We start from the raw sequence: 12,433 nt of genomic DNA, 5'->3' as shown, positions 1-12,433 counted from the left end.
TCTTCGCGAACCAGGCCGGGTCCCGCCGGGGTTCGCGTCGGAGCCCCGCCGGTCCGGGTCAGAGCCCTGCCCGGCCGGCGCCCCGGGAGAACAGGTCGCCGTCGAGGTAGATGTCCCAGTCCGCGCCGGACAGGCCGTGACCGCCGGACCGGAGGTGGTAGCTCATCGCCGGGCCCCGATGGCCGCGGTCGGTCTCCGGGCGCCAGTCGTTCGAGCCGAGACCGGTGTCCCCCAGGCCGTACAGCTCGTAGGCGCGGGCGGCGCCGACGTAGGCGAGGAACTCACCCTGCGGATCGGCGTTGGAGTCGTCGGTGGCACTGCCGACGACCAGGCGCCGCGGCGCGACGAGCGCCATCAGCTCGTGCTGGTCGACGGGGAGCGCGCTCTCGTTGTCGTTGTACTCGCGGTAGGTCTGCGGGAACCAGTGCGGGAACGCGCTGTTGATCCGGGCGACCGTCTCCGCTCCCACCCCGCCGTCGCCGCGGCGGGCGAGCTTCGCGCCGGTCGATCCGGAGTTGTTCGTGATGACGGCGGCGAACCGGGTGTCCTGCGCACCCGCCCACAGCGACGCCTTGCCGCTGCGCGAGTGGCCGATCACGCCGACCTTGGCCGGGTCGATGTCCGGATCGGTCTCCAGGTAGTCCATCGCCCGGCTGGCGCCCCACGCCCAGGCGCTGATCGCGCGGCCGGCGTCGTCGGGCAGGTCCTGGCCGGACGGGTGGAACAGGTTGATCACGCCGTCGCGGTAGCTGCCGCTGTCGTCGGGGGCGAGATCGTTCGCGTCGATGACGGCGAACGCGTACCCGGCGTCGGTGATCGTCGAGACGGGCGCGTAGCCCGAGGACTGGCCGGGATCGTCACCGACCGAGCCCCGATGGTCGATCATCAGGAAGGTGCCACGCGGTGTCGACTCCCCCGTCGGGACGAACAACGTCATGTCGAAGCTGCCGGAACCCTCCGGACCGGTGACGCCGATCGTGACGGTCTTGCGCACCACGTCGCCGATCTCGGTTGTCGAGACGTCGAAGGTCTGCTCGGTCGGCAGCGGCAGACTCTGCCCGTAGACGTGCTCCCGGAAATCGGCGAGCAGTTCCGGGCGACGCAGGTTCTCCCACGAATCGGGCCCGTCCACGGCGTTTCCGCTCTGCAACCGCAGCGGATTCGGATAATCGTCGCCGCCGATCGAGATCGTCGCATCGGCGACGATTCCGGGGACGTCGACCGAGAACCCGGAGGACCGGTCGTCGCCGTCGTCGACGTCCAGTTCGGACACTGCACCGACCGGGCCGAACTCGGTCTTCGTCTCCGGTGGCAGCGCTGCTCCACCTGCGGCGAACACCGCCGCGACGAGGAACAGGGCGCACTTGCCCTGCGTCACGGCGCGCAGTCGGCCGGGGCGGTCGCACCGACGGTTCGAGGTATACATCGAGCGTGACGCTACCCGAGGGTTGCCTCCCGATCGGGTTCTCTTGAATCACCGAACGGATGATGCCGGACACCTTCCGCAGCTCATCTCGGGAAATGAGAACGGAAGACCGTCCCGCAATTATCACCGGATCGACTGACGCGCGGGCCGGGCCGGCCTCGCGTCGGGCCGGGTCGGGCTCGGGTCGGACCGACCACCGAGCTCGCGTCGCGCCGGGCCGGACCGCCCGCCGGGCTCGCTCGGCGTACGCCGTCGCGAGTCCGGGACACCCTCGCCCGAGAGTTACGCGAGCCGCCGCTCCGGACGCATCACAACCATGACCCGCTGGACGCGGGACGGTTGCACCCCGGTCGGCGGCGCCTCCCGCCGCGAGGCCGACTCGGCGCCGGACCGGACAGGGCGCCGGAGTGCCGCGACGACCTGCGCCACGGATCCGGTCGATCGATGCACCGATGACCACGCTGCTCATCTCACCTGCCGGCAGGCATCGCACTCTCAGTCCCCGTTCCGCACTGGATCGCCGCACCGGTCGCCGCGCCACCACTACTCGCGCCACAGCGGGGACCGATCGCCGTCCGAGCCGACCCACGCCCCCGCCTGCCGGGATGCTTCGCACCGCAGTCCCGGTCGGAGCGGACGACCACTCAACCGTTCGCGATCGCAAACCGACGAACGGTCGTCCACCTGCGACAACGGACTGTCGAACATGGACTAAAACCGCTAGACTCGAACATATGTACGAACGGGTCGCCGCCGCGCACGCCCGCCTCGACGCGGCCGTCGACGACCTCACCGCGCTGCTCGGCACCGCCACCGACGACGAGATCTGCGCGCTCCAGATCGCCCTCGAAGCCACCGCGCGGCGCCTCGACCACGCCGCCGTCGCCGCGCTGGCCGCCGCCCGGCAACGCGGCATCTACACCGAGCGCGGCTACCGCAGCCCCGCAACCGCACTGGCCGACCTGCTGCGCTGGGAACCCCGCCGTGCCCGGCGCTTCACCACCGCCGCCGAGGCCGTCACCACCCGGACCGGGCTCGATGGCACCCCGCTGCCCGCCCGGCTCCCGGCGACCGCCACCGTGTTCGCCTCCGGCGAGGTCTCGCTGCGCCACGTCGAGGTGATCTCCGCGCTGCTCGGTTCGGCACCGGCCACCCGCCTCGACACCGGCACCCTGGCCGGCGCCGAGGAGGCCCTCGCCGGCCAGGCCCTGCTCAGCACCCCCGCCGAACTCCACACCTGGGGAACCCAGCTCCTCGAAGCCCTCGACCAGGATGGTCCCGAACCCGACGACGCCCCACCCCCGGAGACCAACCAGCTGCGCATCACCCGCCACCGCAACCGCCCCGGCGGAACCCTGCGCGCCCGCTACGACGACGCCGCCATGTTCGACCGGATCGCCGCCGCCCTCGACGCCATGTCCGCGCCATCCGATCCCGATGATGCCCGCGACCACGCCGAACGCGCCGCCGAAGCCCTCGCCGAGCTCTGCGGATTCGCCCTCACCCACGCCCCGGGCCGGATGCTGCCCGAGACCGGCGGCCGCCGCCCGCAGGTCGTGGTCACCATCCCGCTCGCCGACCTCGAACACCACGCCGGCGCCGCAACCCTCGAGTACGGCGGGCAGCTCAGCCCCGCCGCACTGCGGATGCTCGCCTGCGACGCCGCCGCTCTGCCCGTCGTCCTCGCCGGCAACGGACGGCCACTCGACGTCGGGCGCACCAAGCGCACCGTCACCGACGCCCAGCGCCGCGCCCTGACCGCCCGCGACCGCGGCTGCGCCCACCCCGGCTGCGACCGGCCACCCGCCTGGTGCGAAGCCCACCACATCGTCCCCTGGGAACAGGGCGGACCGACCGACCTCGACAACCTCGTCCTGCTCTGCCGGGTCCACCACCGCCTCGTCCACCACTCCCGGTGGGAGATCCGCACGACCAGCGGCCGGCCCGAGTTCATCCCGCCCGGCTGGATCGACCCGCAACGCCGGCCCCGCCGCACACCCGACGCCCATCCGGTCGTCCCACCACCCCGCACCCCCGACCAGCACGAGCGCCCGCCCCCCGACACCCGCGTCGAGATCGGAGCACCGGAAGTCCGGACGATCACGTTCGACGAGCTCACCGCCGGAATCACGGGCGGCGGCACCACCGTGCGGCCGGCCCCGCGATGAGGCGTCCGGCTCCGGTCGGCCGAGCGACCCGGTCGTCGGCCTCGCCGCCAGGGCGCTCGATAGCCTTGCGCCGTGCTCCCAGCGCTGCTGCTCGTGGCCGTCCTCGCGGTCCTCACGGTCTTCCAGATCGCGCTGGTGTTCGGCGCACCGCTCGGCCGGTTCACCTTCGGCGGGCGGTACCCGGGTGCACTCCCGACGGGCCTGCGGGTGGCGGCGGGGCTCTCGATCGCCGTCTACGCGCTGATGGCGACGCTCGCCCTGGACCGGGCGGGTGTCATCGCCGTGTACCCGGAGGGTGCCTCCCGGATCGGCATGTGGGTGGTGTTCGGATTCCTCGTCCTCAACATGATCCCGAACGCGTTCTCCCCGTCCCGCAGCGAGCGCCTCGTCATGACACCGCTGCTGGTCGTCATGTCCGTGCTCGCGCTGCTGGTCGCCCTGGGCTGATCGGCGGCGGACCGTCGGCCTCGGGTGACGGGACCGGCGCCCACGGTTTGGGCGACGACAGCACGATCGACGTGGCGGGCTTGCCCAGCCCGTTGAGGTCGTCGATGAGCGGTTCGAGGTCCCGGATCCGCGGCGCGACGACCCGCAGGACGTGGTCCTCGGTACCGGTGACCCGGTGGTCCTCCAGGATCGTGGGCCGGGCGGCCGCCATACGGGCGAGCTCCAGTGACTGCCGGCGGCCGGCCGTCGTCACCACGACGAACGCGTGCACCTCGTGCCCCGCGGCTATCGGATCGACCCGGGCGCCGTATCCGGTGATCACTCCACTGTGTTCCAGCCGCCGCACCCTGGCGGCAACGGCGGGCGGGCTCATCCCCACCGTGCGGCCGAGCTCCCGATACCCGAGCCGGGCGTCCGCCTGCAGGAGTGCGAGAAGCTGCTGGTCGATGGCATCGAGCGTGCTCATGCGCGCCATGAGACCGCCGGGACCGTCCGAACGGCAAGTATTCGACGGCAAGACCTTCCGATCTGCCTTCGGAAGCGACGGCGCTCGGCCTAGCGTCCCGTCCCGTGGACGGGATGGGTGGCCGGGGCTGGGCATTGTTCGCCGCGGTGTCGGTGCTGTGGGGCGTTCCGTACCTCTTCATCGGCATCGCGCTGCAGGAGGGCATCGGTCCACTCGCGACGGCCGCCGCGCGCGTCGTGCTGGCCCTGGTCGTGCTGGTCCCGATCGCGTTCCGGCACCGGCACCGGGCGCTGCTGGCCGGACGCTGGGGGCGGCTCGCCGTGCTCGCACTGGTCGAGGTCGTCGTCCCGTTCAGCCTGATCCCGCTGGGCGGGCAGACCGTCCCCTCCGGCACCTCCGGCGTCCTGATCGCCACCGAGCCGATGTTCGTGCTGGTGGTCGGCCTGGTACTCGGGACGCGGGCGCGGCCGACGCTCGCCGCGCTGATCGGGCTCGTCGTCGGCTTCGCCGGGGTGGTCGTGCTGCTCGGTGTGGACGGCTCGGGCCCCGGCGCCGGTCTGATCGTCACCGCGGCCGCCTGTTACGCCGTGGGGGCTGTGCTGGTCGGCCGCTGGTTCGGCGATCTTCCGGCGATGCCGGTGGTGGCCGCCATGATCGTGCTCGCCGCGCCGGCACTCACCGCCCTGGCGCTGGTGTCCGAACCGCTCCCTGTGCCGACGCCGGCGGGGCTCGCCGCCCTGGCCGCGCTCGGCCTGGTCGCCACACCCGGCGGCTTCGTGGCCTTCTTCCGGCTCATCGCGATCGCGGGGCCCGACCGCGCGGCGCTCATCACCTACGTCGCCCCCGTGGTGGCGGTCGCGGCCGGCGCGGTCCTCCTCGCCGAACCGGTCGGCCCACGGATGGCCGGCGGGGCGCTGCTCGTCCTCGCCGGCGCATGGTTGGCCACCCGCGGGCCGCTCGTGCCGGGCGGTGCGCCGAGGGGGCGGCCGACCGAGCCGCCCCCTCGCCTCACCAGCCCATGAGCCGGATCATGTCCTGGCGCAGATCGGGGAGCACGAACCGGTTCCACGCCATGCGCGGATCAGTGGTGTTGCCCGACGCGAACTGCCGCAACCCGATCCCGATGATGGCGATCAGCGACAGCGTGCCCAGCACCGTGTACGTGCGGACGGTCTCCGGGTCCACCTCGACGCCGCGCAGCGTCGCGTACATCTCCGCGAGCCACTCGGCCTCGGCGAAGCCACCCACCAGCGACGATCCACCGCCGGTGAACTTGCCCGCGTAGTACGGCATGGCGAGATACCCGAGATCGAACAGGGGATCGCCGAGATGCGCGAGCTCCCAGTCGATCACCGCGGTGACCCGCCCGTCGTCGAGCAGGACGTTCCCGATCCGGAAGTCCGCGTGCACCAGCCCGGGGGTGCACGGACCCGGGTCCCGCGAGAGCACCCACTCGTAGGCCTCGTCGACGATCGGATCGGCGACGTCGACGTTGTCCCGGTGGGTGGCCCGCCAGCGCCCCACCAGCTCGGCGAAACCGACCGGCGGCCCGAGGAACGCCAGGTCCGCCGCCGGGATGTCGTGCATCGCGGCCAGCGTCCTCACCAGGTCGGTGGCGACGCTACGGCGGCTGTGCCAGTTCTCCTCCAGTTCCGCACGGTCCTTCGGCCGCCACACCAGAGGCGACCTGCCCGGCGAACGGTCCATCACGAAGAACGGTCCGCCGAGCGCGGAGTCCCCCGCCCGGAAACCGTGCACGGCCGGGACCGGCAGTCCGGCCCGGCCGGCCGCGGCGTAGATCTCGTACTCCCGTCCGAGGTCGGTGTCGAGCAGCCCGCCGGGCGGCTTGACCCGCACCACGTACGCCCGTCCGGACGATCGGTCCGACAGCAGGTGGGTGTGCCGGGAGAACCCGCCGGCGAGCTGGGTGAGATCCCAGTCGCCCGCGGTGTCGATCCCGGCCTCCCCCAGCACCGCCAGCACCTCCTGCGGCGCGGTCACCGGGGCGCACCGGACGTCAACAGCGCGACGTGCCGGTCCGTCAGCTGCGCGAGCAGGCCGCGCAGCGCGCCGGTGAACTCCTGCGCCGCGGGTTCCGGGTGGGCGCGGGCCGCCCGGAGCACCTCGGTCGTCACCTCGCCGACCGGCCGGTCCCGCGCCGTCAACCCGTGATGGGCGCGGTCCAGCGCAGCCGCCCAGTCCGGCCCGACGGCCGGGCCGCGGGCCCCGTCCACGAGTGCGGTGGCCTCCTCGACGAACCAGGTCCGGTTCGGCTCGGAGCCGGCCAGCTCGGCGGCCAGGTACCGCGCGACGCTGCTCGCGGACAGCAGCTGCGAGGTGCGGAACTCGTCGAGCGGGTGCTCCCAGCGGGCGGACTCCCGCAGCAGGTCACCGAGCATCGCGACGAGCCGGTCGGGGCTGATCGGATCGAACACCGGCACTACCCCGCGTACTTCCGCAGCTCACGGCGGGCGACGGCGCGCTTGTGCACCTCGTCGGGGCCGTCGCCGATCTGCAGGTAGCGGGCCTCGACGTAGTAGTTCGCCAGGGGCAGATCATTGCTGACCCCGGCACCGCCGAACACCTGGATGGCCCGGTCCACGATCCGCGCCGTGATCCGGGGGACGACGACCTTGATCGTCGAGATCTCCACCCGCGCACCCTTGTTCCCCATCGTGTCCATCAGCCAGGCCGTCTTCATGACCAGCAGCCGGGCCTGCTCGATGTCCATCCGGGCGTCGGCGATCCACTCCTGGACAACGCCCTGCTCGGCCAGCGGGGTGCCGAACGTGGCCCGCTCGTGGGCCCGCCGGCACATCAGCTCGACGGCGCGCTCCGCGTGCCCGAGCAGCCGCATGCAGTGGTGGATCCGGCCCGGCCCGAGCCGGGCCTGGGCGATGGCGAACCCGCCGCCCTCGACACCGAGGACGTTCTCCACCGGCACCCGGACGTCGTGGAACCTGACCTCGCCGTGCCCGCCGTAGGCGTGGTGCGGGAAACCGAAGACCGGCAGCGAGCGGGTGATCTCGATGCCGGGGGCGTCCCGCGGCACGAGGACCATGCTGTGCTGCTTGCCGGGCGGTGCGTCCGGGTCCGTCAGCCCCATCACGATGATCAGCTTCGTCATCGGGCGGCAGATGCCGGTGGTCCACCACTTGTGGCCGTTGATGACGTAGTCGTCACCGTCGCGGCGGATGCGGGTCCGCAGGTTGTTGGGGTCCGAGCTGGCGACGTCCGGCTCGGTCATGGCGAAGCAGGACCGGATGCTGCCGTCGAGCAGCGGCCGGAGCCATTCCTGCTGCTGGGCCTCGGTGCCGTACTGCGCGAGCAGCTCCATGTTGCCCGCGTCGGGCGGGCTGCAGTTGAAGGTCTCCGGGGCCAGGTCGATGCTGTGCCCGGTGATCTCGGCGAGCGGCGCGTACTGCAGATTGGTCAGCCCGGCGCCGAACTCCTCGTCCGGCAGGAACAGGTTCCACAGCCCGGCGGCGCGGGCCTTCTCCTTCAGCTCGGCCTTGATCGGCGGCTCGTGATCGAACGGGTCCGCGGCGGAGGCGTACTGCTCCTCCAGGACCTTCTCGGCGGGCCGGATGTGGTCGTCGAGGAAACCCTGGACGCGCTCGCACCACTCGAGCGTCGTCGGGTCGGTGCTGAACTCCATCAGTGCGCCGCCCCCGATCCGGCCCGCATCTCGGCCCGGCGGGCCTCGGTGGCCGCGGCGTCGATCGTCAGCTGCTCCGGGTGGGTCAGCGGGTTCCCCTCCACGACGACGCCGTAGTAGCGGTACGCGCCCTCGATCGTGAGGTACTCGTCGCGGACGTCGTGCATGACGCGCTCGGGCTCCCGCTCCAGCGGATCGCCCCAGCCACCCCCGCCGCCGGTCTGGTAACGGAAGATCGTGCGGGGCTTCGTGCGCCAGATCGGGGTCGAGGCGAAGTAGTGGTACTCGCCGTCCGGGTCCAGCACCTTGGTCTGCGGATCCAGCACGCCCGCGATCGGCTGCGAGGTCGCGTAGACCTCGGGACCGGTGCCCAGCAGATCCTGGGTGCGGGCGATGTCGAAGCTCTCCGGGGGGAACATCCAGCACGCCTGGGCCACGCCCTCACCGCCGCCGTAGGCCCCGACGCCGCTGGGCTTCTTGGTGTGCAGCGGGCTGGACCAGTGCTCGGCGTCGCGCAGGTACAGCGTGTCCCGGCGGACCGAGGCGCCCCCGCGGTTCGTGCCGACGCCCGCGGTGTCCGCGGCGTACTCCTTGCGCAGCACCACGACCGGCGAGTTGGCCTCGATGGCCTCGGTCGCCGGGTCGATGTTGTTGATCAGCTGGGCGACCATGTAGCTGTCGCCGTCGCCTGCCTTCGTCGCGCCCCACGGGCCGTGCTCGCCGCCGCACTCGGCGACGGTGGTCCACGGCATGCCGTCCTCGGTGACGCCGTTGGCGTTGTGCAGCATCAGCGAGCCGTAGTCGCCGCCGACGGCATTGACGCCGAGCACCGTCGACAACGCCCGGTACACCGCCTGCAGCACCGGCATCGTGGACTCCCAGTACAGGAAGACGCAGCCGTCCGGCGGGGTGGCGCTGCAGATCGTGCCAGGTGGCACCACCACGTCGATGTTGCGGAACGAGCCCGCGTTGAACGGCGTGGTCTGGTCGATCAGCATCTTGATGCCGACGGCGATGGCCGTCTTGGCGTCGAGCGCCGTGGCGTTCACCGAGCTCCGGGCCTGCTCGGAGGTGCCGGACAGGTCCACCTCCACCCGGTCGTCCTGCTTGGAGATCCGGATCTTGAGCTGGTAGGTGATCGAGTCGTCGACCCCGTCGGCGTCGATGCCCTCCTCGGCCTCGTAGACACCGTCCGGGATGGACTCGCGCAGCGCGGTGCTCATCGCCTCGGCCGACGCGTCGCAGGTGTAGGAGATGGCACCGAGATAGGCGTCGACGCCGTAGCGGGCCACGCTCTCCAGGATCAGCCGCTCGGCGAGCAACAGCGCCTGGTAGATGCTCTTCATGTCCGGGTGGAGCAGCGCGGCCATCCGCGCGTTGTCGAAGATCAGGTTGAAGGTGGAGCGGACCGGCTTGTCCTTGATGTACAGCCGCATCGGGCTGATGACCAGACCGTTCTCGTACGAGTTGCGCTTGGTGGCGCTGAACCCGGCCGGAACCACCCCGCCCATGTCCAGCTGGTGGGCGCGGATGGTGACGAACGAGATGATCCGGCCGTCGTGGAAGACGGGGCGGATGAAGCACATGTCGTTGACGTGGTTGCCCACCCGGTAGGGATCGTTGGCGATGATGATGTCGCCTTCCTCGACCTCCTCCGGCCCGTACTCCTCGATGGTGTTGCGGACGGCGTCGCCCATCGTCCCGAGGAACACCGCGAGCGAGTTGCTCACCGTGCTCATCTGGTAGCCCTGCTCCGGCGGGCCCGCGATGGTGGCACCGAAGTCGTACCAGTCCCGCAGGATGGACGAGAAGGCGTTGTTCAGCAGGCCGGCGCACATGTGGTCGACCACGTAGCGCATCCGGTTACCCAGCACACCGGCGGTGAATCGGTCGGAGTGGTAACGAGCGGCGAACTGCTCGTCGGTGAGGTCGCGCAGCGCGGTCACGTGGTGCCTCCCAGTCGGATGTGGAGCTCGCCGAACTCGCCCACCGTGAGGTGGTGGTCCGGCGGGACGAAGGTGGTGGACAACGGCTCGCGGACGACGGCGGGGCCGGACAGCTCGTCCCCCGCGCGCAGGTCGATCCGCTGGTACTCGTGCGCGGCGAGCGGCTCGTCGGTCAGGTAGCGGATCTCCAGCTCCCGGCTCGGCACCGGACCGCCGGAGTCCCGGCGCGGGATCTTCGGGTACTCGACCTTGGCCGCCGGGAAGACGGCCTCGACCCGGTAGGTCACGCCCTGCACCGGCAGCGCCTCGAACCGGTTGCCGGTGCGCTGCTCGTAGACGTCGTGGAAGTTCGCGATCATCCGGGTGACGGTGTCGGCGGTGATGGGGCCGTCCGGGATCCCGACGAACGGGGTCTCCCAGCTCTGGCCCATCAGCAGCGCATCGAAGGTGCGGACGAACTCCACGTCCGCACCGCGGTCGCCGAACCGCTGCTTCAGGCGGTCCTCCATCTGCGCGTACACCTTCTCGATGCCCTCGGCGGCCTCGGGCGCGAGGATCGTGTAGGCGCTGCGGCTGTCGCCGTAGACCTGGTCGGAGCTGACCAGCCCGAGCGCGGAGAACAGGCCCGGGTGCGGCGGGACCACGACCTCCTTGGCGTGCAGCAGGCCGAGCGCGGCCGGCAGCAGCATCGGCCCGGCCGCGCCGAATGCGAGCAGGCTGTAGTCCCGCGGGTCGATGCCGTGCTTGACCGCGACGTTGAACAGCCCCTCGGCGACGTTGTTCACACCGACCCGGAACGCGTAGTTCACCCGCTGCTCGAACGACAACGGCGAGTCGAGATCCTCGAACGCCCGGCGCGAACGCTCCGGATCCAGCCGCATCCGGCCGCCGGCGAACCCGTCGGGATCGATGATGCCCATCAGGAGCATGGTGTCGGTGGTGGCGGGTTGCGTGCCGCCGCGGCCGTAGCAGGCCGGGCCGGGTACCGAACCGGCCGATCCGGGACCGACCATGAGCTCACCGGCCGGGCTGATCGTGACCAGGCTGCCACCGCCGGCGCCGATGCTGACGATCTCGTTCGACAGGGCGTTGACGACCAGGTCGTGCTCGAGCTCGAAGGTGGTGTCGACCGACGGCGCACCGTCGGTGACCAGGCTGATGTCGCACGAGGTTCCGCCGACGTCCGCGCACAGCAGGTCGGGGGTGTCGATGAGCGACCCGAAGTAGGCGCTCGCCATGGTGCCCGCCGCCGGGCCGGCGAACACGATCTCGTACGGGTGCTCGACGGCGATGTCCGCCGCCACCAGCTGGGCGGCACAGTTGGCGTAGTTGAGCTGCCCGGTGAAGCCCTCGGCGCGCAGGCCGGCGTCGAGCCGGGAGGTGTAGCCGTCGTAGATGATCCGCATGAACACGTCGATCACGGTGGTCGACGAGCGGGCGAACTCCTTCGCGAGCGGGGACACCTCGCTGGAGACGGAGCACGGCACCGGGCCGAGCACCTCGTGCACGAGATCACGCAGCCGCTCCTCGTGGTGGCTGCTGACGTAGGAGTTGATCAGGCAGATCGCCACGCCCTCGACCTCGCAGCGGCGCAGCACCTCCAGCTCGGCCCGGGCCTGGTCCTCGTCGAGCGGGATCAGGATGCCCCCGTCCGCCGTGATCCGCTCGCGGATCCCGCGGCGCAGGTAGCGGGCGACGAGCGGGCGGGAGGCGTCGCCGTAGGGGCGACGCCAGTGCGCGTCGGTGAGTGCCTCGGCGGGGCGCCAGGTGCGGCCGGCGTCGAGGATGTCCCGGTGCCCCATGGTGGTGAGGAAGGCGATCTTGGGCAGCTTGCGGGTGATCACGGCGTTCAGCCCGTGGGTGCTGGCGTGGTTGAACGTCGTGGCGTTCTCGACGCCCGCCTCCCGGGCGCCGGCGATCACGCCGAGCTCGGTCTGCGCCTCCGTCGCCACCTTGATGGTGCGGATCTCGCCGCCCTCGATGGCCACCACGTCGGTGAACGTCCCGCCGACGTCCACACCGATCATCGTTCCGCTCACGAGAGGTCCAATCCGTGGGAGGTGAGGTGGATGGGACCGAAGAGATCCCAGGGTTCGCGGCTGACCGACCGCAGCGTGGGCTGGTGCTTCACGACCATGAACCACCCGCCCTCGCTCAGGACGGGGTAGCGCAGGAAGTCGGCGGCGGTGGAGCCGGGGAAGTCGCGGGCGAGGTCGACGCCGAGGTCACGGAGCTCCTGCTCGGTGACCTCGGCACGATCGACCGTGCGCGCGGGTGCCACGGTCGGATGCTGGTTCGTCATGCCACATCGGTCCTTCGGGT

General features: G+C 71.6%; 11 protein-coding genes. 3 read left to right on the top strand and 8 right to left on the bottom strand.

The window, feature by feature from the left end; translation table 11 throughout:
• Positions 1-58 precede the first annotated feature (58 nt).
• The gene (locus Pdca_RS12670) at positions 59-1,378 is read right to left on the bottom strand and encodes a glucuronyl esterase domain-containing protein (protein WP_232021546.1); all 1,320 of its coding nucleotides are present in this window, start codon (positions 1,376-1,378) and stop codon (positions 59-61) included.
• Between the two features lie 782 nt (positions 1,379-2,160).
• Here Pdca_RS12670 and Pdca_RS12665 point away from each other — a divergent pair.
• Positions 2,161-3,594: an HNH endonuclease signature motif containing protein gene (locus Pdca_RS12665; RefSeq protein WP_158092066.1), complete on the top strand. Its 1,434-nt coding sequence runs from the start codon at positions 2,161-2,163 to the stop codon at positions 3,592-3,594.
• A 72-nt stretch (positions 3,595-3,666) separates the two neighbouring features.
• Positions 3,667-4,041: a hypothetical protein gene (locus tag Pdca_RS12660; RefSeq protein WP_085911309.1), complete on the top strand. Its 375-nt coding sequence runs from the start codon at positions 3,667-3,669 to the stop codon at positions 4,039-4,041.
• Here Pdca_RS12660 and Pdca_RS12655 read toward each other — a convergent pair.
• Entirely contained in the window at positions 4,004-4,507 is a 504-nt protein-coding gene (locus Pdca_RS12655; protein WP_085911513.1) for an Lrp/AsnC family transcriptional regulator, read from the bottom strand. The genes Pdca_RS12660 and Pdca_RS12655 overlap by 38 nt on opposite strands.
• A 113-nt stretch (positions 4,508-4,620) precedes the next feature.
• Here Pdca_RS12655 and Pdca_RS12650 point away from each other — a divergent pair, with 113 nt between their 5' ends.
• On the top strand, positions 4,621-5,529 hold the full coding sequence (locus tag Pdca_RS12650) for a DMT family transporter (RefSeq protein WP_085911308.1): 909 nt from the start codon (positions 4,621-4,623) through the stop codon (positions 5,527-5,529).
• Here Pdca_RS12650 and Pdca_RS12645 read toward each other — a convergent pair.
• From Pdca_RS12645 to Pdca_RS12620, 6 genes are read right to left on the bottom strand one after another with little or no spacing between them, the layout of a single operon-like run.
• The gene (locus tag Pdca_RS12645) at positions 5,516-6,508 is read right to left on the bottom strand and encodes a phosphotransferase family protein (RefSeq protein WP_197719978.1); all 993 of its coding nucleotides are present in this window, start codon (positions 6,506-6,508) and stop codon (positions 5,516-5,518) included. The two genes, Pdca_RS12650 and Pdca_RS12645, sit on opposite strands and share 14 nt — an antisense overlap.
• Complete coding sequence (locus tag Pdca_RS12640) at positions 6,505-6,942, bottom strand: hypothetical protein (RefSeq protein ID WP_125911378.1); 438 nt, start codon at positions 6,940-6,942, stop codon at positions 6,505-6,507. The genes Pdca_RS12645 and Pdca_RS12640 overlap by 4 nt, the downstream gene beginning before the upstream one ends.
• Before the next feature lie 5 nt (positions 6,943-6,947).
• Positions 6,948-8,165: an acyl-CoA dehydrogenase family protein gene (locus Pdca_RS12635; RefSeq protein ID WP_085911306.1), complete on the bottom strand. Its 1,218-nt coding sequence runs from the start codon at positions 8,163-8,165 to the stop codon at positions 6,948-6,950.
• Entirely contained in the window at positions 8,165-10,111 is a 1,947-nt protein-coding gene (locus tag Pdca_RS12630; RefSeq protein WP_232021545.1) for a hydantoinase B/oxoprolinase family protein, read from the bottom strand. The genes Pdca_RS12635 and Pdca_RS12630 overlap by 1 nt, the downstream gene beginning before the upstream one ends.
• Entirely contained in the window at positions 10,108-12,150 is a 2,043-nt protein-coding gene (locus Pdca_RS12625; RefSeq protein WP_232021544.1) for a hydantoinase/oxoprolinase family protein, read from the bottom strand. Before Pdca_RS12625 ends, Pdca_RS12630 begins: the two co-directional genes overlap by 4 nt.
• The gene (locus Pdca_RS12620; RefSeq protein ID WP_085911305.1) at positions 12,147-12,413 is read right to left on the bottom strand and encodes a hypothetical protein; all 267 of its coding nucleotides are present in this window, start codon (positions 12,411-12,413) and stop codon (positions 12,147-12,149) included. Before Pdca_RS12620 ends, Pdca_RS12625 begins: the two co-directional genes overlap by 4 nt.
• Between the last annotated feature and the right edge of the window lie 20 nt (positions 12,414-12,433).

Origin of the sequence: Pseudonocardia autotrophica (assembly GCF_003945385.1) — a bacterium.
Taxonomy (GTDB): domain Bacteria; phylum Actinomycetota; class Actinomycetes; order Mycobacteriales; family Pseudonocardiaceae; genus Pseudonocardia; species Pseudonocardia autotrophica.
Note: the sequence above shows the minus strand (reverse complement) of the source record. Positions and strands in the feature narration are given on the sequence as shown.